The sequence below is a fragment of the Arthrobacter sp. 24S4-2 genome, assembly GCF_005280255.1.
Lineage (GTDB): Bacteria > Actinomycetota > Actinomycetes > Actinomycetales > Micrococcaceae > Arthrobacter.
Window position 1 is genome coordinate 1,039,274 of sequence record NZ_CP040018.1, and the last position, 21,256, is coordinate 1,060,529.

The window sequence follows — 21,256 nt, forward strand, 5'->3', positions numbered from 1 at the left end:
GAACCATGACCCAGATCTTCGACAACCCCGCTGACTTCGCGGATGAGGCACTGGACGGCTTTGTGGCGGCCAACCGCGGGTACGTTGCCCGGGTGGACGGCGGAGTGGTCCGCTCCACCGAGGTTCCCGCCGGCCAGGTAGCCCTGGTGGTGGGCGGCGGCTCCGGCCACTACCCGGCCTTCGCCGGCCTGGTGGGACCGGGCCTCGCCACCGGCTCCGCCTGCGGCAACATGTTCGCGTCCCCGGCCGTCGGCCAGGTCTACCGGGTAGCCAAGGCCGCCAACGCCGGCGGCGGCGTGCTGCTCAGCTACGGCAACTACGCCGGCGATGTGCTCCATTTCGGCCAGGCCCAGCTGCGGCTCAACGCGGAAGGCATCGAAACCCGCACCGTCCTGGTCACGGACGACATCGCCAGCGCACCGCTGGACCAGATCGAAAAGCGCCGCGGCATCGCCGGAGACCTGACCGTCTTCAAGATCGCCGGCGCCGCGGCCGAGGCTGGACTTGACCTCGACTCCGTCGAACGGCTCGCTATCAGGACCAACTACCGAACCCGTTCGCTCGGCGTGGCGTTTGACGGCTGCACCCTCCCGGGCGCCGCCGAGCCCCTGTTCCACGTTCCGGCCGGTCAGATGTCCCTCGGGCTTGGCATCCACGGCGAACCGGGAATCTCTGAACACCCCATGCCCACGGCTTCCGAGCTCGCCGAACTGCTCGTCTCCCGGCTCCTCGCGGACAAGCCCGACGACGCCGGGAACCGCGTGGTGGCCATCGTCAACGGCCTGGGCACGGTCAAATACGACGAATTGTTCCTGCTGTTCGGCAAGATCGAAAAGCTCCTCACCGAGGCCGGACTGACCGTGGTGGAACCGGAATGCGGCGAGCTGGTCACCAGCCTGGACATGTCCGGACTTTCCCTGACCCTGCTTTGGCTGGACGACGAACTGGAGCAGTTCTGGGCAGCCCCGGCCGACACCCCGGCGTTCCGCAAGGGCAACCTCGCCCCGCGGGCCCGCCGCGAGCTGGCCGGACCGGAGGAAGCGGTGGCCGCCGAATCGGAAGAAACGACGGCGGAAGCAGCGGACCTGGGCCGGCTGGCAGCCGCCGTGCTCGCCCAGGTGCAGGGCGTCGTCGTCGAACATGAAGAGGAACTGGGCAACCTGGACGCGATCGCGGGCGACGGCGACCACGGCATCGGCATGCGCCGCGGCGTGGACGCGGCAGCCGCAGCGGCAGAGGAATCCTCGGCGGCCGGCGCGTCGGTGGAACGCGTGCTCACCGCGGCAGGGGAAGCCTGGAGCGAACGCGCCGGCGGAACCTCCGGGGCCCTGTGGGGATCGGCGGTGATCGCCGCCGGAATCGCGCTGGGTAACAGGGACGCGTACCGGGGCGAGGACGCGGCGGCCGCCGTCACCGCCTTCGTGGACGCAATCACCGCCCTCGGCAAGGCCGAAGCGGGGGACAAGACGATGGTGGACGCGCTGCTTCCATTCAAGGACACCTTCCTGACCGCGTTCGACGCCGGCACTCCCGTCGCGTCCGCCCTCGCCGCCGCAGCGGCTGCTGCGCAGGAGGCCGCGGACGCTACCGCTTCGCTCCGGCCGCTGAAGGGCAGGGCGCGGCCGCTGGCCGAAAAGAGCGTAGGCCATCCCGATCCCGGCGCTGTTTCGTTCGGGCTGATCGCGGCCCGGATTTCGAACTACCTCGATTCTGAACTGTCTGATTTCCGACTGTCAGATTCGCAACTGTCTGATTCCCAACTGGCCGCTGCGGCCGGAAATGGAGCACGCTCATGAGCACCAACCCGAACGTTGCGCCAGGATGGCGCATCGTCATCGGCAACGATGAAGCCGGTGTCGAATACAAGGTAGCGCTGAAGGCGCTGCTCGAAGCGGACAGCCGCGTCGCATCCGTTGTGGACGTGGGCGTCGGGGCGAACGACTCGACCGCGTACCCGCACGTCGCCGTCGACGCCGCCCGCAAAGTGGCCGACGGCGAGGCGGACCGCGCGCTGCTGATCTGCGGCACGGGCCTGGGAGTGGCTATCGCGGCCAACAAGGTACCCGGGATCCGGGCCGTCACCGCCCACGACGGCTACTCCGTGGAACGCTCCGTGCTGAGCAACAACGCACAGGTCCTCAGCATGGGCCAGCGCGTCATCGGCCTGGAACTGGCCAAGAAGCTGGTGGGCGAATGGCTCGACTACCGTTTCGATGAGACCTCATCCTCCGCCGCCAAGGTGGACGCTATCTGCTCCTACGAGCCCGACTACACGAAGGCAGTCTGATCATGACCGAAACAGCAAGTACCCCGGCAAACGCAGCAAGCACAGCCTCGACAGCAGCAAACAGCGCCCGGAAGATCGCCGTCGTCGGCTCCGGCTACATGGGCGGCGGGATCGCCCAGGTCCTGGCGCTCGGCGGAGCCCGCGTGGCACTCGCCGACGTGTCCGCCGAAGTGGCACAACGCAACTACGACAGGCTCCTGGCAGAGTCTGACCAGTTCGTGGCGGACGGCCTGTTCCCCGCGGGTTCCACCGCAATCCTGAAGCAGAACCTGTGGGCCGCAAAGGACATCGAGGAAGCCGTGGCGGACGCGGACTTCATCGAGGAAGCCGTTCCCGAGGTCATCGCCATCAAGCACCAGACGCTGGCCCGCATCAGCGCAGCCGCCCGGCCGGACGCCATCATCGGCTCCAACACCTCCACCATCTCCATCGCCGAACTGTCCGGGCCGGTCACCAACCCGGAACGTTTCCTGGGCGTGCACTTCTCCAACCCGTCGCCGTTCATCCCCGGCGTCGAGATCATCCCCCACGCCGGCACCTCGGCCGGTACCGTCGGCGCCGTCCGCGACCTGGTTCACGCCGCCGGCAAGCAGACCGCCGTCGTCAAGGACGTCACCGGCTTCGTACTCAACCGCCTGCAGTACGCACTGTTCCACGAAGCCGCGCAGCTGGTGGAGCAGGGTATCGCGACGGCGGACGACGTGGACACCCTGGTCCGCACCACCTTCGGCTTCCGGCTGCCGTTCTTCGGGCCGTTCGCCATCGCGGACATGGCTGGCCTGGACGTGTACAACTTCTGCTACAAGTCCCTCCAGACCGACTTCCCGGAGCGGTTCGCCACCCCCAAGATCCTTAGCGACCTGGTGGAGGCCGGGAAGCTCGGCACCAAGACCGGCGCAGGCTTCCTCAACGTTCCGGCCGAGCGCACACCCGAACTGATCGCCTACCGCAACAAGGCCTATGTGGCCATGCAGAAGCTGATCGAAGACCTCGGCCCCGCGCCCATCAACTAACTCAGCACCCCAGGAGCACTCGCATGAGCATTTTCCCCGCAGAACGCACCGTAATCGTCACCGGCGCCGTCTCGGAGCGCGGCATCGGCCGCGCCACCGTCAACTACCTGGCCGCCCAGGGCTGGAACATCGGCATCATCGACCTGGATGACGCCCTGTGCCAGGCCACGGCCAAGGAACTCGCAGCCCAGTACGGCGTGAAGGCCCACGGTGTCGGCGCCAACGTCGGCGACGAAGCCTCGGTCCGTGCAGCCATCGACTCGATCGAAGCGGAGCTGCCGCAGATCGTCGCCCTCGCCAACGTGGCCGGCGTCAGCTCGCCGGTCCCGTACCTGGAGCTGGACGCGGCCGAATGGGACCGCGTGCTGAACATCAACCTCAACGGCGTCCACTACGCCACCCGGCGGGTCGCCGAATCCATGGTGAAGAACCGGATCGGCCGCATCGTGAACATCTCCTCCGTTTCCGCGCAGCGCGGCGGCGGCACCTTCTCCAAGACGCCTTACTCGGTGGCCAAGGCAGGGGTGATCGGGCTGACGCGTTCCACCGCCCGTGAACTGGGGGAGTACGACATTACGGTCAACGCCATCTCCCCTGGCCCCATCGATACCGACATCATGGGCGGCACCCTCAGCCAGGAACGCAAGGATGAACTCACCAAGGACCTCGTGGTCAACCGGGTCGGGTCCACCCGCGACATCGCAGCAGCCATCGCCTTCCTCATCAGCGAGGACGCCGGGTACATCTCCGGCCAGACGCTGAATGTGGATGGCGGACTCTACATGCACTAGGAACGGACAGCCATGGCACAGCCCGGCAAGCCCATTGCACCTGCTACAGCCGCCACGGGGCCCAGGTCCTGGAGCCGCGAACGGAAGATCTACCTTGCCGTCGGAATCCTGGCCTGCCTTGCCGGCGTCATGATCATCGCGTTCTCCCGCTAGGACCCGAAGGGTCCATCTTCGTTCGCAACGAATTACTCAAAGAGGAGTTTTGATGTCCGTAACAGCAACATCCACCAAGGAGCTCCTGGATTCTCCGATCCTCAAATCGGCGATTTCCAAGGCCTCGTTCCGGCTTATGCCTATGCTCGTCATCCTGTACGTCGTCGCTTTCATGGACCGCACCAACGTGGGCTTCGCTGAAGCCGCACTGGGCGTGGACAAGGGCATCACCGCCGGTGCGTACGCCCTGGGTGCGGGCATCTTCTTCATCGGCTACGCACTGTTCGAAATCCCCAGCAACCTGCTCCTGACCAAGTTCGGGGCCAAGGTGTGGCTGGCACGCATCGCCATCACCTGGGGCATCGTGTCCGCGTGCTTCGCCTTCGTCCAGGGCGAGACCTCCTTCATCATCCTGCGCTTCCTGCTGGGTGTGACTGAGGCCGGGCTGTTCCCGGGCGTCATCATGTTCCTGGCGGCCTGGTTCCCGAACAAGGTCCGCGTGAAAATGTTCGCCATCTTCTACCTGGCCCAGCCGTTCTCCCAGATGATGGGCGCACCGCTGTCCGGCTGGCTGATCAACATCGGCGACCAGGTTCCGGGTGTGGCCGGCTGGCAGGTCATGTTCTTTGTCGAAGGCGTGCTGGCAGTCCTTGCAGGCGTCGCGGCGTACTTCTTCCTGATCAACAGCCCGCAGGACGCGAAGTTCCTGAACCCGGGCGAAAAGAAGGCGCTGCTGGATGTCATGGCGCTGGAGGACACCGTCAAGGAAGAAACCGGACCCCGCGGTGTTCTTGCCGCCATGAAGAACCGCAAGGTCTGGTACTTCACGGTGATCTACTTCTGCCTCCAGATTGCGGTCTACGGCGTAACGTTCTACCTGCCGCAGCAGGTGTCTCAGCTGACCGGCCAGAAGGTGGGCATCATGGTGGGCCTGCTGGCAGCCATCCCGTGGTTCTTCGGCATCTTCGCCTGCTACTTCATCGGCAAAGCCGCCAACACTATTGTCCGCCGTCGCGTCTGGGGCACCGGCCTGTTCATTTCCACCGGCCTGTGCATCTTCGGCTCGGCCTGGGCCGGAGCCAACCACATTCCGGCGCTCGGCATCATCTTCATCACCCTGGCAGTCTGCAGCTTCCTGTCAATCGGACCCATCGCCTGGTCCTACCCGACGGCGTTCCTCACCGGCACAGCAGCCGCGGCAGGCATCGGCCTGATCAACTCGCTGGGCAACCTGGGCGGCTTCGTGGCCCCGATCCTGCGCACCACGGTCAACCAGGTCACGGCGTCCGACACCGGAACCATGGGCGTCTACGCCCTTGGTGTCCTGCCATTCGTCGCCGCGATCATGATGTACGCCACCAAGCGGTTCCAGAACAAGGCGGACGAACTGCTGGAGAAGTAGGTTCCGGAAGTAGGTCCCGGACGCAGCCACCGGCGGAGCGGTGACCAGCATCCGCCCACCAGCAAGAAAGCAGCAAAATGCAGCACGTGTCAGCCAGCCAGGCCGCGGGTCCCGTTGCCCACGCCCCCGTCGCCCCAGGCCCCGATGCCAACAGCCCCGTCACCTACGTGGGCGTGAGTACCAAGATGTACCTGGGGTACCGGGACAGCCTGAACTGGCTGGCGCAGCTGAAGCATGAAGTGGACTCCCGCCCGGCCCTCGCAGCCGGGCGGGTTGTCCCGTTTGTCATCCCGTCCTTCCCGGTGCTCCCGGCCGCGGCTGCCTTGGTGGGGGATTCACCTCTGGTCCTCGGCGCGCAGAACTGCGGCTGGGCCGACGGCCCGTGGACCGGGGAGGTGGCACCCTCCATGCTTGCCGAACTGGGCGTCCGCCTGGTGGAGATCGGCCACGCCGAGCGCCGTGCGCACTTCGGCGAAAACGACGCCGTGGTGGCGCTCAAGGTCAGGGCCGCGGATGACGCCGGGCTGACGCCGCTGCTCTGTGTCGGCGAAGACTGCGTCGGCGAAGACTCGGTCGGCGAAGACTCAATTGGTGAAGCGGCAGCCGACGAAGACACTGCCGGTGAAGCCGCGGCTGGTGGCGCCGCTGCCGCCGCGGACTTCGTGTACCGGCAGATCGAGGCTGCTGTTAGCGGTGACTGGACGCTCGCTTCCCGCCTGATCATTGCGTACGAGCCAGTGTGGGCCATCGGCGCCGCCGAGCCGGCGGACGCGGTCTACGTGTCCGACGTCGTGAATCACCTCCGTGCCCGACTCGCCGCGCACGGGCTGCAGGAGCTTCCGGTCATCTACGGCGGTTCGGCCAAGCCCGGACTGCTGCCCAAACTTGGCGGGGTTTCGGGTTTGTTCCTGGGCCGCTTCGCACACGATGCGGCGAACTTCGGCAAGGTGCTGGATGAGGCGCTGCTGATCGCCTTTAGCCTTTAGCCTGGTGCCGACCGCTGGCACAGTCCGATGAAACCGCCCAGCTGTTCAAGGCCCTCCGGATGGGTGGGCAGGTAGTTGGTCAGTTCGGGCGCCCGCACAATTACGGCGCGCCACTTTCCGCGGGACACGGCCACATTGATCCGGTTCCGGGAAAGCAGGAACTCCATGCCGCGCGGAGCCTCGGCCACCGCTGAACACGCCATGGACACAATCACCACGGCCGCCTCCTGGCCCTGGAACTTGTCCACGGTGCCCACGCGGACGGCAGTATGGCCGGCGGCGTCCACGGCGTCCCTGATCAGGTTCACCTGGGCGTTATAGGCGGCCACCACCAGGATGTCGGCGGCTCCCAGCGGTCGGCTGCCGGCGTCATCGTGCCACATCAACCCCAGATGCCTGCCGACCTGGTGCACCACTTCGGCAGCTTCCTCCGCCGAGGACGTGATGTTGCCCGTATGGGGCACCATAACGGTTTCGATTCCGGCAGGAACCCCCTCCAGGGAACGCAGGTCTGCGGCCGCCGCCGACCGCAGCCTGCCCTCGTATGAGAGTTCCGAAACGGCAGCGCACAGCGGCGACGCCATGCGCCAGGTGTCCGCCAGGAAGTAGCCCAGTTCCGGCGGCAGCGTGGCATGGCCGGCCGAGATCCAGCCCAGTGCTGATTCGTTGACCGGTTCAGGGTGGGTGCCCTGGCTGACCTGCGGGAGTTGCTGCGGGTCGCCGAGCAGCAGCAGCCGCGGGCTTGCCTGGGCAACAGCCAGCGTGTTTGCGAGTGAGAACTGCCCGGCTTCATCGATCACGAGGAGATCCAACGACCCCGCGGGCACCGTTGCGCCGGTCATCGTCCAGGCGGTGCCGCCCACCAGGGCGCCGCCCGGGGAACTGAGGAGCCTGTCCACATCCGCGGCGTCCCGGTGATCCCACGGCAGGGAATCGTCGTGTTTGACGTCCTTGGCTACCCTGCGCGGGTCCACTCCGGCCTTCCGCACGGCAGTGCAGAGCAGGTTCTCCACCACCGCGTGGGACTGGGCTACGACGCCCACTTTCCAGCCGCGTGCCACCAGCCGCGCAATGACGTGCGAGCCGACGTGGGTCTTCCCGGTCCCGGGCGGTCCCTGGACGGCCAGGTAGGAATGGTCGAGGGCCTCCACTGCCGCGGTGATGGCGTCAATGAACCGGTCCGGGCCGCCCGCCGGAACGGGGAGGGGACCGCCGGTCACCAGACGCGGAGGAATCCGACGTACCAGGTCCAGGGCCGGATGCTTCCGGAACACCGGCTTCCCCGGTGCCGCTGCTGAGCCGTCCGGAAGCCCGGCCGCGACCTGGTCAGCCAGCAGCGCCAGCGCCTCCTCAAGGCTCTTGGTGCGAACGGGCTGGTCCTCGGTGAGCGCGATGGGCAGGCTGTTGTGCGGTTCGATCTTCCGGGGCAGCCTGTCGCGGATCACAACGGTATCCCTGCCGTCCTCGTGGCCGAGTTCCAGGACCTCCGTCCCGAACCATCCGCCCCGTCCGGAGCCGTCCTTGCCCGTACCTTCCAGCCCGGCGGGGAGCGGACGGTCATACATCCGGAACCATTTGCTGCCCTCGCGGAGGTCCGAGCCGGCGCTCACCGTGCCGGTCAGCTGAACCCTGCGCTCCGGGAGACGGGTTCCGACCTTTTGCCAGTCATCCAGGATGCGGGCCTCCTCCACGAGAAAGACGTTGCGGTCCTGCTGGTGGGTGTCGGGACCGTTTTCGCAGCGATCAAAGTGTGCCCACCAGAATGCCTTGCGCTCGCGGCGGTGGTAGCTCACGGCCGCGTCCACCATGGCAACGGCCTGAACGTCCGGATCGGGGGCGGACTGCGCTCCGGTGCCCGGGGCCGACACAGCCAAGACTTCAGCCGCAGCTGCGGAGCGGAACTCGGCGGCCAGGTCCAGGAAAGACCTGATGGCCAGTTCAGAAGGCCGGACCGCGGCACCGTCTTCAGGGGCAGGTGCCGCGCGTCCTAAATTTCCTGGAGCTCCTGTACTTCCGGCCGGTGCGGGCGCAATCCCGCGCTCGCCAGCCAGCCGCAGCAGCCAGTTGCGGAGCTTAAGGGTGGAAAGGCAGTCGTATTCGTTGTAGTCGGAGATGCCGGCCAGGATGGCTGCGGCGTCTCCGGCCAGACCGGCGTCGCGGGCTTCGCAGTAATCGGCGTACGCGACCACCGAGGCCCCGGCGTCTTTCACATCCCCGGAGCGGAGATTGCTGCCCATGTAGAGCGGCTCGAGTTTCTTGATGCTGTAGGAGTTCTCGGAGATACGGATGCTGTTCCGGACGGTCTGGTAAAGGTCCACGAGGAGACCGTCCCGCAGCCAGGCGTCCACAGTGTCCTCGCCCGCCACATGCATGACGGACAGTTTCCGGAGTGCAGTCTTTTCGTAGGCGGCGTAGTGGTACACATGCATGTCCGGATACTTGTGCCGGCGGTCCTCCACGTAGTCCAGGAAGTCGAGGAAGGCCTGCTTCTCCGCAGCACGGCCGTGTGCCCAAAAAGGCTTGAACACGTACTGGCCACCGGACTCCGCCGGCGTCTCGACGACGCCGAACAGGTACTCAAGCCCCCAGGCTCCGGTGGCGCTGTCCTGCCACAGCGGGTCCCCTTCGAAGTCGAAGAAGATGTCTCCGGGGCTGGGCGGGGGAAGTTCCGCCAAGGTGTTCCCGGGGACCACCCGGTAGCCGATGCTGTGCTGTTCGCCGTCCTTGACGTAGCTGACGGACCCCTCCGCCGTGCCGGCGTTGCTTTGCATCCTGGCCTGGTCCTGCATCCGCAATAGCGACGCGTTCGCGCCGGGCAGCGTGGCGTCGGCCAGTTCCTTGACGGTGTAGATGCCCTGCGCGTGCAGCTTCTTGCGCTGGGCCGAGTTCATCCGGGCCACCAGGAGGAGATCGTCCGTGGCTTTGACCCGCTCCTGGCAGTAGTCGCACCGGCCGCAGGCCACGATTCCCGGCGCCCCCCAGCTGACGGCCTCCGGCTGGTCGCGGTGCCCGGCCGTCAGCGCAAGAAACCTGCCCCGCCGCTCGCGGAAGACCGGCAGGATGTCCGCCAGCCTATGGCTGCTCCGGACGTAGTCGAATCCGCCCCGGGAGTTGCCACCGTAGCGCCCAGGATCAGCGTTACGGCGGGGTCCGGGGTAATGCCTGCGTGCAGCAGCTGGTCGCCGTAGGCGGCAAGCTGCAGCAGCGCCGTCACCTTGGCATGGCGCGCCAGTTTGGTGTCGTAGACGGCGTAACTTCCGTCGTCCTGTTTGACCAGGAAATCGGACCGCCCGTGGAACCTGCCGTCGAAGAAGGCCGCCTGGAACACGACGTCCGCGCCTGCGCGCAGCGCATTGATGGATTCGGCATGCTTGGCCTGCAGGCTGGTGCGGTCCATCGCGGTGGCGGCCGCGACGTCGTACACGCCGCGTCCGGTGGCCGGATCCCACGTGCCGAACCGGTCCAGGAACTTGGCGAGGACCTTGTGCTCGTGGACGTCACCTAGTTTCGCGGTGCGGGCAAGCATCTCGTCGGGCTCGAACTCCGCTTTGGGCGACCGGCCCAGTTTTTCGTCCAGCTTGCGCAGCAACTGGTACTCGCACGTGGCCGCGATAACGAGGTCGCTCGCAGAGAAGACCAGATCCTGTGCAAGATCCGGAGCTTCCGATTCAAGTAGAAACACTGCGCCCCCGTTGCCGTTGATGTCTTATTCTCAAGCTACCAAAGCCCTCTGACAGTATTGATGGAATTGGCTGCAAGCGGAGGCCTGGCCCGGGCCCGCACCGCCAGCGTAGGGTCTGAGGAACGCGTCTGAACTGAAGACTCGAGCGTCCCGGGACGGCGACGCATCCGAACACCAACTACCGGACTGGGGAACATGACCGAGCAAAATGCCACTGCTTCTTACGACGAGGCCGCTTTCGAGGCCGCTGTCCGGGCCGCGCAGCAGAGCCTCAGCCAAGGCGGCATCCCCATCGGAGCGGCCCTGGCGAGGGGGAGCGCGGTGATCGCGAGCGGCCACAACGAGCGGGTGCAGCACGGCGATCCGATCGCACACGGGAGATGTCGGCATTGCGGGCAGCTGGCCGGCAGAAGAGCTACCGGGACACCACGCTCTACACCACCCTTGCCCCGTGCGCGATGTGCACCGGGACCATCATCCAGTTCAAAATTCCGAAGGTGGTGGTGGGCGAGGCCAGGACGTTCCCGGGCGAATTCGATCTCCTGCGCTCCCGCGGTGTGGAAGTGGTGGTGCTGGACGACCAACGCTGCGTGGACATGATGCTCAGCTTCCAGCACGACTACCCGGATCTATGGGCGGAAGACATCGCCGAGTAGGCGGACGTCATCTGAGGCAAGACGGCATTGAAACGAGCTGGAGCACGCCCCTTTTTGAACTCCAGACGGAGCCCAAACCGGCCCCGCGCGCGCCGTCCGGTTCCGCCGTCCGGCGAACCATGATTCAGCCTAGTCAGGGCGTTTGCCCGGGCGTAGGCTGACAGCATCGGCGCCGGAGCCGAAGGTCCCTGCGTCGAACCCCAACCGATGAAGGAGGACTGATGAGCGTCGTACGTGAATTCATGACTACTAGCGCCCAGTGCGTCAAGGAAGACCAGACACTGCAGGAAGCCGCCGTAATGATGCGCGACCTTGACTGTGGTTCGCTGCCGATCTGCGGCAGCGACGGCAAACTCAAGGGACTCATCACGGACCGCGACATCGTACTCAGGTGCGTTGCCGAGGGCCTGGACGCCAGGGAGGCCAGGGCCATCGACCTGGCCCAGGGCACTCCCCGCTGGATCGATGCTGACGCCAACATCGACGAAGCCATCGCAGTGATGGAGCAGTACCAGGTCAGGCGCCTGCCTGTCATTTCCGATCACAAGCTGGTGGGCATCATCAGCCAGGGCGACATTGCACGCAACTACTCGGAAGCGCGCGTCGGCGAACTGGTGGAACACGTTTCGGCCAGGACCCGCATGGAGAACATGGCCTAGTGCCGCACGTATGCAACTGACCCAAGCGAACTGACCCAAGCGCCGCGAACCGGTCGCGGCGCTTGTCCCTTGCCTGCCGTCACTTCCTTGCACAGGGTCTCCGTTGACCGCAAAGCTACAGGAAGGCCTCGCGTCCGGTTCCCTCCTGAATCACCAGTTTGCCGTCCTCGATGGACACGAGGACGCTCTTCGGCCTGCCGCTGAGTTTCACGCCGCCGGCGAGGCCCCGGCTGGTGACTTCGACGCCGATGGTGGCCCCGCGCGCCGGAAGCTCGATCGCGACTTCCTCCGCTATGCCCAACAACGGATTGGTGGAGAGATCGGTGTCGCGACGGGCCTGCTTGCCGTTGACGTAGACCGTGACATTGTCCTCCTCAAAGCCGCCCTGAAGGATGATGAGCAACTCCTGCATGGTGGACCGCCTCCGTTGGTTGCTGGCCTGCTTATCTGCCACTACATCACTTATGCCCCGGGCCCGGTAGACCCAATCTTCCGTTCCGCGGGCCATAATGTCGGTCCGGTAAGGCAAAATGTTCTGGGTGAACCACATCCCGCAGCGCCAGTCCCGTCCCCTGCAACTCCGGATGCCATGTCGGCCGGCCAAACCGCCGGCGAGAGAGCCGGAACGCCTGGGGGCAAGCCCGTTGGAAAGACCGCCGACGCCGTTGCGGAACAGATTGCGGCCCAGATTGCCGGCGAACTGGGCGTGAAGGCCTGGCAGGTGCGGGCCGCGGTGGACCTGCTCGACGGCGGGTCAACGGTCCCCTTCATCGCCCGGTACCGCAAGGAGGCCACCGGGACGCTGGACGACACGCAGCTCCGCGAGCTCGAGGAGCGCCTGCGCTACCTCCGCGACCTGGAGGACCGCCGTCGGACTGTCCTGGAGGCGATCGCCTCGCAGGGCAAACTGACCCCGGAACTGCGGGCCGCCGTCGTCGGCGCCGACACAAAATCCCGGCTGGAAGACATCTACCTTCCGTTCAAGACCAAGCGGCGCACCAAGGCGCAGATCGCCCGTGAGGCGGGGCTCGAGCCGCTCGCCGACGCCCTGCTCAAGCGGCCGGAACTGGACCCGGAGCGGGAGGCGGCCAAGTACCTGAACGCTGAACATTCCATCGACGACGCCGCGGCGGCACTTGCGGGCGCCCGGTCCATCCTGGTGGAGCGCGTGGCGCAGGACCCTGACCTTGCCGCGACCCTCCGTGAACGGCTCTGGACCCAGGGCCGGATGGTGTCCCGGGTGAAGAAGGGGCAGGAAGCCGAGGGGCAGAAGTTCAAGGATTACTTCGAGTTTTCGCAGTCGCCTGCCGGAATGCCGTCGCACCGGGTCCTGGCGCTGCTCCGCGGGGAAAAGGACGGAGTGCTGGAGCTGGATCTCGCCGAGGCGGAACCGTCCGACGACGCCGCCCTGGCCGCCGCCCGCGGCCAGTACGAATCAGCCGTGGCCAGGTTCCTCGGGGTCGCGGACCGCGGCCGGCCCGCCGACGAATGGCTCCTGCAGACCGCGCAGGTGGCGTGGCGCTCGCGGGTGCTGGCCAGGCTGACGGCTGACCTCCGGGGGCGGATGTTCTCCGCCGCCGAGGACGAAGCGGTGCGGGTTTTCGCCGCCAACCTCCGCGACGTGCTGCTGGCTGCACCCGCGGGCAACCGGGCAACCCTCGGACTCGACCCGGGACTCCGGACAGGCGTGAAGGTGGCCGTAGTGGACGGAACGGGCAAGGTGGTGGCCACGGACACCGTCTACCCGCACGCCCCGGCGCGGAAGTGGGACGAAGCCTTGGCCGCGCTGGTCAAGCTGGCGCGTCAGCATACCGTCGAACTCGTGGCGATCGGCAACGGGACCGCGTCGCGGGAGACCGACAAACTCGCCCTTGAACTGATCAAGAAGCTTTCCGCCGAGTCCGGGTCCGCGGCGGGGCAGGCGGGCACCGGGGCTGCCGGAACCCGGCTGCCGGAAAAGCTCGTGGTGTCCGAGGCCGGAGCATCCGTGTACTCGGCATCGGCGCTGGCTGCAGCCGAGCTGCCCGGCATGGATGTTTCCCTGCGCGGCGCGGTGTCCATCGCCCGGCGCCTGCAGGACCCGCTGGCCGAGCTGGTGAAGATCGAGCCGAAGTCGATCGGCGTCGGGCAGTACCAGCACGACGTCACGGCCGCGAAACTGGACCGCAGCCTGGATGCCGTGGTGGAGGACTGCGTGAACGCCGTGGGCGTGGACGTCAACACGGCGTCGCCCGCGCTGCTGAGCCGCGTGGCCGGCGTCGGGCCGCTGCTGAGCGAGAACATCGTGGCGTACCGCAACGAGCACGGCCCGTTCGCCAAGCGCAGTGAGCTGAAGAAGGTGCCGCGGTTGGGTGCCAAGGCGTTCGAGCAGTGCGCCGGCTTCCTTCGGATCACCGGCGGGGCGGAGCCGCTGGACGCATCCAGCGTGCACCCTGAGGCGTACCCGGTGGCGCGGAAGATCCTCGCCGCCGCAGGCGGCAAAGCAACTGCCGGCAAGGCAGCTTTTGGCGGGCCGGGTGCAGGCAGCCTCGCTTCGCTCAACGCGCAGGACTTCGTTGAGGGCGCCTTTGGGCTGCCCACGGTGCAGGACATCATTGCCGAGCTCGAGAAACCCGGCAGGGATCCGCGGCCGGCCTTTGCGGCGGCCAAGTTCTCGGAAGGGATCGAGAAGATCTCCGACCTCCGGCCCGGGATGATCCTGGAGGGAACCGTGACGAACGTGGCTGCGTTCGGCGCGTTTGTCGACGTCGGGGTGCACCAGGACGGACTGGTCCACGTGTCCGCGCTGGCCAACCGCTTTGTGTCCGATCCGCGCGAGGTGGTCAAGTCCGGGCAGGTGGTGCGCGTCAAGGTGCTGGAGGCAGACCCCGAGCGGAAGCGCATCTCGCTCACGTTGAGGCTCGACGACGAACCGGCACCTTCCGGCGGCAGGCAAAGTTCCGGCGGCCGCGACGCGTCCGGTGGGCGGCAGGGGAGCGGCGCGCAGCGGCAGGGTTCCGGCGGTCAGCCCGCCCGGAACGACAGCCGGCCAGCGCGGAACGACAGCCGGCCCCGGAACGATAAAGCCGAAACAAAGCGGACGCTGCCGCCCAAGACTGCCCCAACGAAGGCCGCACCGGTGAACACTGCCATGGCCGAAGCGCTCCGCAAGGCGGGTCTCGGCAAGTAGTCGGCACTGAACTCCCAGGGGCTCAGCCCGCCCGGAACGCCGGCAGCTCGGATCAGCGCTGGTTCGCGGACCTCGGGGTAGGCGTGCCCGCGAAATAGCTTGTGCTTTGTAAGCAGCCCGGTGCGGAGGGTTTTCCGGTCTGGCGAGTAAGCGTGGTCCGGCTGCAGGCCGTGGCTACAGTGGTCTTCATGACTTTCACGCGTCCCGGAAGCTTCACCACCCGCCCAACGCTGCAAGGCACCTTTGGCATGAGTGCCTCCACGCACTGGATCGCGACGGCCACCGCCCAGTCCGTGTTGGAACGCGGCGGGAACGCGTTCGACGCCGCTACTGCGGCCGCGTTTGTGCTGCACGTTGTCGAGCCGCATCTGAACGGCCCGGGCGGGGACATGGCCGGTGTGTTCGTCACCGCCGCGGAGCCCGGCAAACCTGTGGTGCTCATGGGGCAGGGACCCGCGCCGGCGGGTGCGACGCCCGAGCACTACAGATCCGAAGGCCTGGAACTCGTCCCGGGGTCAGGGGCCCTGGCCGCGGCGGTGCCCGCCTCCGTCGACGCCTGGCTCCTGCTGCTGCGGGACCACGGTACGTGGGAGTTGCAGGCGGTGCTGGAGTTTGCGATCGGGTATGCCCGGGATGGCCATCCGGTGCTGGGGCGCGTTGGCGCCACCATCGCGGCAGTTTCCGAGCTGTTCCGGGAGCACTGGCCCACGTCAGCTGCGCTGTGGATGCCGGGGGGGAAGATTCCGGCCGCAGGGGAACTGGTGCGGAACCCGGCCTACGCAAAGACCCTTCGCAGGCTGGTGGAGGCGGGAGCCGCTGAGTCCACGCGGGAAGCGCGCATCGACGGCGCACGCCGGGAATGGCGCGAAGGATTCGTGGCGAAGGCCATGGTGCAGTCCGTGCAGGCCCCGCACAGGCATTCCTCCGGCACGGACCATCAGGGGGTGCTGGCCATGAGTGATCTGGCAGCCTTCGAGGCGGGTTACGAGGACGCCGCCACCTTCGAATTCCGTGGCCACACGATAGCGAAGACGGGCCCGTGGGGGCAGGGTCCGGCACTGCTGCAGACCCTCGCGATCCTGGACGGGTTCCCCGACGAATGCCTGGACCCTTCCAGCGAACTCGGCGCGCACACCATCCTCGAGGCGCAAAAGCTGGCGCTCGCCGACCGGGAGGCCTACTACGGCGATACGGACGTTCCGCTGGATTACCTGCTGTCCGCCGAGTACACCGAGACGCGCCGCGCCCTGATCACGGAGCGGGCCTCGCCCGAGTTCCGGCCCGGCCGGGTTCCGGGACGGGAGCCCTTCCGCCCGCCGCTGCGGACGGAATATGTGCCGCCGGCGCTCGCGAACGACGACGGCGGGCCGGGGCTTCGCGGGGCTGGCGCCAGCGCCGGCGTGGGGGAGCCGACGGTGCTGGCCACCGGCGAAACGCGCGGCGACACGTGCCATCTCGACGTTGTGGACCGCTGGGGAAACATGATCTCGGCGACTCCTTCAGGCGGCTGGCTGCAGTCGTCCCCGGCGATTCCCGAGCTGGGATTCTGCCTGGGCACGCGGCTGCAGATGACCTGGCTCGAGCCCGGAACGCCGTCCACGCTGACGCCGGGGAAGCGTCCCCGGACCACGCTGACGCCGACGCTGGTGCTGAGGAACGGCGAAGCTGTGACTGCGCTGGGCTCACCCGGTGGCGACCAGCAGGACCAGTGGCAGCTGCCCTATCTCCTGCGGACCATTGTGGGCGGCTATTCGCCGCAGCAGGCCATCGATGCGCCGGCCTTCCATACGACGTCGGTGCCCGGGTCGTTCTGGCCACGCATCTGGGAGCCGGGCGGCGCGGTGGTGGAGGACCGTCTGGGCGATGCTGTCATAGCCGGGCTGGAGCGCCGCGGCCACCGGATCACACGCGCTGGCGACTGGACGCTGGGACGGTTGTCCGCCGTCGTGCGTGATCCCCGGACGGGAGTCCTGCAGGGCGCAGCGAACCCGCGCGGTGCGCAGGGCTACGCAGTGGGGAGGTAGCGGTTTACAGTGGCCGAAGTGCTACTGGATTCACTCTTGCGTGACGATATCGACCGAGATCTCCACCGCCGGAATCGTTCCCCTGTTCTCGAGCCAGTGGGTCGTGTTCCGATCCTCGGGCCATCCCACTCCCGGCCCATAGTCCGTGGCGACGCCGTTTCGATGGTCAGTGATCGTTCCCTGCAAAATGTAAACGGTGCCAGGCCGGCCTTTGTGGTCGTGAATCGGGCCGAAGACGCCTCCGGGCTCGATGGTCACCATCCGCATTCGAAGTTGGCGCCGTTCCATGCCCTCGATCTCGCGGGCAAGGTCAACCGTTGCAAGTACCTCCACCGTGACACCTCTCGTCTCAGGTGCCACCTGTTCGTTGCTCATTGTGCTCTCTTCTCTGCAAGTCCAGGCCTATTGCTGATGGTCCACGCCCAGCCGGCCCTTGCCTCTGATTCTTGCAGGGCGGGCGCCCGACTTCACCTGCTATGCGGTGCCGAGCTGGCGCCAACGGACACTTGCGGCCCGCCCGGCTATTCCCGCCCGCTCACGCCCTGAGCACGCGCGGACGTCCAAACTGGGTCCGGACGCCGGGGGAGAACAGCACGGACTCGGGCGGACCCGCCACATCGAGTCCGGCGGCGCCGATCAACCCGTCCTCAAGCACCGTCAGTTCAGCCTGGTAGAGCGGCCACGGCGAATGGGTGTTCGGGATGTACAGCGTGCGGTCACGGAAGCGGGAGTGCAGGCCGAACCTGGCCGTGAGGTGGACGGACAGCGGATCCGCCGCGACGTCGTCCAGCGCCGGGACAACCGCGAAGTCGCTTCCGGCCCCGCGCCGGAACCGCCGCACTGAATAGCCGGTAGACGGGCTGCCGGCGTGGGCTGGACGGAAGCGGGCATGCGACCACACATACGGAATTCCGGCCGCGCGTGCGGCCAGCACCACGGCCAACCGGTCAGCGTCCAGGCTCAGGAAGACCACGCCCCTGGTGCCGTCGGACTCCCGCGAATACAGCCGGACGTTGACCTCATTGAAATCCCCGAAGAACGGCACTCCGGGGCCACGGCCGATCCCCGCTTTCTGCATGCGGAAGCCGATCAGCCCCACCCATGCCGAGCCGTCGAAAACGTCCGGCACCACCCCGGGCGGCATGAACGCCGCCGCCGCCGCTTCGGGAATGCGCCAATGCAGGAACACTGCATCGGTCCACCGCTGGTCCATGATCACGGGGGAGGGCAGCCCGGGCGGATCCGGCCACGGGTCACGGAAATCCACTTCAGCCCGCAGGTGAGGGGCTCGGCGAGCCGGCTGGGGCCGTGGCGCCGGCGGGCTGCTTTTGCCAGGGCCAGCGGCCGGTGATTTCCAGCTCCAGCGAGAAGCTCAGGAAGGTCCGGATGAGCACGATGATCGCCAGCACCCCCACACTTTCGAACGTGGGCGTGACCGCAACCGTCCGGATAATGTCCGCCGCCACCAGTAGCTCAAGGCCCAGCAGGATGGACCGGCCCAGCAGCTGCCGGTAGGAGCGGTAGACGGACAGCGGTTCGGAGCCTTCCGGCCGGCGTCGGGGCTGGAAACCGCGCAGGGCCATGGGGATGGAGACGAGCGCACCGGCCACCATGACGGCGACGCCGGCAAAGTCCATGAACCTGCCGACCGTCTCGATAATGTGCTGAAAATCCACTGTTCCCCTTTACAGGCCTTCGGCTACAACTTTGGACACAAAGATCAACATCACGGGTGCCGGACGCCTTCACCGGCCAGGATGGCGCGGTACCCCTCACGGAAAGTGGGGTAGGCGAACTCGAACCCGGTGCTGCGGAGCAGTTTGTTGCTGCAGCGCTTGTTCCCGCCGCGGGCCGGCTCGCCGCTACCTGCTCCCGCGACTCCGGAGTTACCTGCAGCGGCCGACGGCGGCTGGGGGAGTCCCAGCTCGGAGGCCAGGAACCGCTGGACCTCGCCGAGCTCAGCCGGGTCGTCGTCCACGCCGAGATACACAGGATCCGGATCTGCGGCCATGGTGCAGAGGTGCACGATGGCCGCCGCGGCGTCGTCGCGGTGGATGCGGTTCGTGTAGCGGGGCTCCGCCGGAGTCACCGCCGATCCGCCGCGCACCTGGTCGATGAGGCGTGTCCGGCCGGGGCCGTAGATGCCGCCCAGCCGCAGCACCGTAGGAGTGATCCCGGTTCCGCGCAGCCGCTCCAGCAACAGCTCCTCGGCCTCGCGGATGATGCGGCCGGAGAATCCGCCGGGTTCCGGCGTCGTGGTTTCATCCACCCAGCCGCCCGCCGCGTCGCCGTACACGGCGGTGGAGGAGACGAACAACACGCGCCGGACCAGCGAAGGCAGCGCCACGCCGTCGTGCCCGCGGGTGCGCTCCAGCGCGTCGAGCACGTTCGCCAGCCCGTCCACGTAGGCGGCCCGGTAGGCAGCCTCGGAGGGGGAGTCGGCCGCAACGGCGACGACGACGGCGGTGGTGTCCGCCGGAACGGGCGGCAGCGGAAGCGTGGTCAGGTCAGCCGTGACGCCTTCGATGACGGCCGGAAGCTTCGCGGGCGACCGCCGCCAGCCCACTACGCGGTGGCCGGCGGCCGCGAACCGCAGCCCGGCCTCGGTGCCAAGATCGCCGCAGCCGGCCATGAGAACAGTCATAGGGGCCAGTCTGCCAGAGCGGCACCGAAGGCTTCGCTAGGGCGCAGGAATCGGGAAGAACAGCCGCGGGTCCTGCAGCAGGGCCGGGTAGTCGAACGACGCACGGTCCACGACCTCCGTCACCTGGAAATTCCGGGCGAAGTGGCCGTCCACGGTGATGGGGCGCCCCTGGACCTTGCCCACGGCGAAGGTGGCGCCGCCGTCGAACGGGACGGCGACTGCCGAATTGCCGGGCAGCGTGCGGAAGGCCTCCTCCTGCTGCTGGCGCTTCCGGGTGGGCTTCTTCACGAGCTGCTTGGGCGGCCGTTTCTTGGGGTTCTTGGCCGGGCGCCGGGCACCGGAGTCCGCGTAGACAAACTCGTATTCCTCGGACTGGGCAGCGGCCTTCGCGGCGCGGCCAACTTCCGGCAGGCTGATGGTGTCCAGCTTTTCCGGGCTGGTGTCTCCCACGTTGGCGCGCAGGATCCAGAGCCGGTCGCCTACCGGATCCTCGGGGAGGAACTCGTGCCTGGGCTCCGGCCAGACGTACTCCAGGTCCGCGGGCGTTCCGGGGAACAGCTCACTATAGAAGCGCGGCTCCTTCTGCAGCAGCCGGGAGCGGTGGCTGAGGTGGAGGTCCGGCTCGCCGAGCCATGGCGGCATGGGGATCTTGGCTGCGTAGGCGGCGTGGTCCGCCTGCGGCGCGAATTCGATGATCTTGGCGCGGGTGGTGTCTTCGCCGCCGCGGGCGATCCATTCATCCACCACAGCCAGGCCGTACATGGTTAGGGCGGGGACGTGGCCCATCCACATGCGGATGGCCGGGTGCGACTGCCAGCCGTATTCCGGGATCACCAGCGCACGCAGTGTCTGCAGCGCCTCGACACGCTGCTTGCCGAGCCGGACGCGGTCCAGGACCGCGGCGCTCTGCTGGAAATCTGGATAGGGAAGGAAAGTCTGCATTCTTCAAGTGTGGAGGTGCCGGGGTCCCAGACCAAATGCCGGCGGCGGCGGCGCAGCGGCAAACGCTGCTATGCTGTCAGCGGCTGGCAAGGGGTGCGGCGTAGTCTACTGGACCGTATGGTGAGACGGTGGCGACAACACGGTTACAATTTCACTAAGATGACCGCAAGCAAATCCCGCCTCAGCCACCCTCCGGAAGATACGACATGACACTTACGCAAGCAGTTCCGTTCACTCCGAAGTTCGGACAAATGCTGAGCCCGGAAGCCAACGGCATCCTGGTGCTTGATGAGTTCACCCTGGACCCGGAAGCGGCCCGCAAGGAGCAGCACGGCTTCCTCGCCGCCATGGGTTCTGTCGCCCTCACGCTTCGGCGCATCGTTGCCCTCCGCCTGTTCATCGCAGTGGTGGCCATCGCCAACCTTCCCCTGTTCCTCCTGTCCACCGGCTGGTGGATCTACGCCGTATCCCTGGCCGTTGTGGTCGGTGTGCATGCAGGCGTTTCGTGGCTGAACAAGCATGAGCCCAAGGTCCGCCAGCGCCACTCCCTGGAGCTGCACCTGCACCGCGAGCGCAGCGACAACTACCGCAAGGTGCGCGACGCCGTGAAGTTCGTGATCGATTCGCCGGCGCGCATGAACGAGCACCTTTACTTGGAACTGCTCGCAGCCAAGCGCGTGGCCCTGCATCTGCACATCGGCACCGTGGCCCTCCTGGACACCAGCGACGATTCCGCCTGGACGGTGCGGATCGTCCGGGAACTCCCCAAAGCTGCCTGAACCTGACTGGAAACAACAACGACGCCGGAGCTCCCCGAGAAGGGGACGCTCCGGCGTCGTGGTTAACGC

General features: G+C 67.1%; 19 protein-coding genes and 1 pseudogene. 12 read left to right on the forward strand and 8 right to left on the reverse strand.

All coding sequences use genetic code 11. The features are described 5' to 3' along the window. The first annotated feature begins 5 nt into the window (after nt 1-5). The 7 genes from dhaL (at nt 6) to FCN77_RS04920 (ending at nt 6,632) form a co-directional block, all read left to right on the forward strand. Nucleotides 6-1,796 carry a dihydroxyacetone kinase subunit DhaL gene (dhaL, locus tag FCN77_RS04895; protein WP_137321364.1) on the forward strand — a complete coding sequence of 597 codons (1,791 nt, stop codon included), beginning with the start codon at nt 6-8 and terminating at the stop codon, nt 1,794-1,796. Next, nucleotides 1,793-2,287, forward strand: a complete 495-nt coding sequence (locus tag FCN77_RS04900; protein ID WP_137321365.1) for a ribose-5-phosphate isomerase — start codon at nt 1,793-1,795, stop codon at nt 2,285-2,287. Before dhaL ends, FCN77_RS04900 begins: the two co-directional genes overlap by 4 nt. Nucleotides 2,288-2,289: 2 nt before the next feature. After that, nucleotides 2,290-3,300, forward strand: a complete 1,011-nt coding sequence (locus FCN77_RS04905) for a 3-hydroxyacyl-CoA dehydrogenase family protein (protein WP_137321366.1) — start codon at nt 2,290-2,292, stop codon at nt 3,298-3,300. Between the two features lie 23 nt (nt 3,301-3,323). Next, nucleotides 3,324-4,091 carry an SDR family NAD(P)-dependent oxidoreductase gene (locus FCN77_RS04910; protein ID WP_137321367.1) on the forward strand — a complete coding sequence of 256 codons (768 nt, stop codon included), beginning with the start codon at nt 3,324-3,326 and terminating at the stop codon, nt 4,089-4,091. Between the two features lie 12 nt (nt 4,092-4,103). Further along, nucleotides 4,104-4,244: a hypothetical protein gene (locus tag FCN77_RS25810; RefSeq protein WP_175417140.1), complete on the forward strand. Its 141-nt coding sequence runs from the start codon at nt 4,104-4,106 to the stop codon at nt 4,242-4,244. Nucleotides 4,245-4,296: 52 nt separating this feature from the next. Continuing rightward, entirely contained in the window at nt 4,297-5,646 is a 1,350-nt protein-coding gene (locus FCN77_RS04915; protein WP_137321368.1) for an MFS transporter, read from the forward strand. 185 nt (nt 5,647-5,831) lie between these two features. Beyond that, on the forward strand, nt 5,832-6,632 hold the full coding sequence (locus FCN77_RS04920; RefSeq protein ID WP_254678994.1) for a triose-phosphate isomerase family protein: 801 nt from the start codon (nt 5,832-5,834) through the stop codon (nt 6,630-6,632). On the opposite strand, the gene FCN77_RS04925 is transcribed toward FCN77_RS04920, so the two are convergent. Next, nucleotides 6,629-9,595, reverse strand: a complete 2,967-nt coding sequence (locus FCN77_RS04925; protein WP_368074313.1) for a TM0106 family RecB-like putative nuclease — start codon at nt 9,593-9,595, stop codon at nt 6,629-6,631. The genes FCN77_RS04920 and FCN77_RS04925 overlap by 4 nt on opposite strands. 53 nt (nt 9,596-9,648) lie before the next feature. Further along, nucleotides 9,649-10,314, reverse strand: coding sequence for a hypothetical protein (locus FCN77_RS27545; RefSeq protein ID WP_368074314.1), 666 nt, complete (start codon nt 10,312-10,314; stop codon nt 9,649-9,651). Between the two features lie 195 nt (nt 10,315-10,509). On the opposite strand from FCN77_RS27545, the pseudogene FCN77_RS04930 reads away from it, so the two are divergent. Together FCN77_RS04930 and FCN77_RS04935 are read left to right on the forward strand one after the other, a co-directional pair. Beyond that, a pseudogene (locus FCN77_RS04930) lies at nt 10,510-10,970 on the forward strand (nucleoside deaminase). Between the two features lie 221 nt (nt 10,971-11,191). Continuing rightward, entirely contained in the window at nt 11,192-11,629 is a 438-nt protein-coding gene (locus FCN77_RS04935) for a CBS domain-containing protein (protein ID WP_137321370.1), read from the forward strand. A gap of 115 nt (nt 11,630-11,744) precedes the next feature. Here FCN77_RS04935 and FCN77_RS04940 read toward each other — a convergent pair whose 3' ends face one another. Further along, nucleotides 11,745-12,041, reverse strand: coding sequence for a hypothetical protein (locus tag FCN77_RS04940; RefSeq protein WP_137324645.1), 297 nt, complete (start codon nt 12,039-12,041; stop codon nt 11,745-11,747). A 177-nt stretch (nt 12,042-12,218) separates the two neighbouring features. Here FCN77_RS04940 and FCN77_RS04945 point away from each other — a divergent pair, with 177 nt between their 5' ends. After that, a complete protein-coding gene (locus FCN77_RS04945; protein ID WP_137321371.1) occupies nt 12,219-14,798 on the forward strand; it encodes a Tex family protein in 2,580 nt (859 codons plus the stop codon). 188 nt (nt 14,799-14,986) lie between these two features. Then, a complete protein-coding gene (locus FCN77_RS04950) occupies nt 14,987-16,822 on the forward strand; it encodes a gamma-glutamyltransferase family protein (protein ID WP_137321372.1) in 1,836 nt (611 codons plus the stop codon). A gap of 30 nt (nt 16,823-16,852) precedes the next feature. On the opposite strand, the gene FCN77_RS04955 is transcribed toward FCN77_RS04950, so the two are convergent. The 5 genes from FCN77_RS04955 to FCN77_RS04975 form a co-directional block, all read right to left on the reverse strand. Next, the gene (locus FCN77_RS04955) at nt 16,853-17,197 is read right to left on the reverse strand and encodes a cupin domain-containing protein (RefSeq protein WP_137321373.1); all 345 of its coding nucleotides are present in this window, start codon (nt 17,195-17,197) and stop codon (nt 16,853-16,855) included. 160 nt (nt 17,198-17,357) lie between these two features. Beyond that, nucleotides 17,358-18,035 (reverse strand): DUF2071 domain-containing protein, encoded by a 678-nt coding sequence (locus tag FCN77_RS04960; RefSeq protein ID WP_137324646.1) that lies wholly within the window; start codon nt 18,033-18,035, stop codon nt 17,358-17,360. Nucleotides 18,036-18,090: 55 nt separating this feature from the next. Beyond that, nucleotides 18,091-18,498, reverse strand: a complete 408-nt coding sequence (locus FCN77_RS04965; RefSeq protein WP_137321374.1) for a DUF1622 domain-containing protein — start codon at nt 18,496-18,498, stop codon at nt 18,091-18,093. A gap of 50 nt (nt 18,499-18,548) precedes the next feature. Beyond that, nucleotides 18,549-19,466 (reverse strand): NAD-dependent epimerase/dehydratase family protein, encoded by a 918-nt coding sequence (locus FCN77_RS04970; RefSeq protein ID WP_137321375.1) that lies wholly within the window; start codon nt 19,464-19,466, stop codon nt 18,549-18,551. 36 nt (nt 19,467-19,502) lie between these two features. Beyond that, complete coding sequence (locus FCN77_RS04975; protein ID WP_137321376.1) at nt 19,503-20,408, reverse strand: MSMEG_6728 family protein; 906 nt, start codon at nt 20,406-20,408, stop codon at nt 19,503-19,505. A gap of 206 nt (nt 20,409-20,614) precedes the next feature. On the opposite strand from FCN77_RS04975, the gene FCN77_RS04980 reads away from it, so the two are divergent. Further along, the gene (locus FCN77_RS04980; RefSeq protein ID WP_137321377.1) at nt 20,615-21,187 is read left to right on the forward strand and encodes a hypothetical protein; all 573 of its coding nucleotides are present in this window, start codon (nt 20,615-20,617) and stop codon (nt 21,185-21,187) included. Nucleotides 21,188-21,256 lie beyond the last annotated feature (69 nt).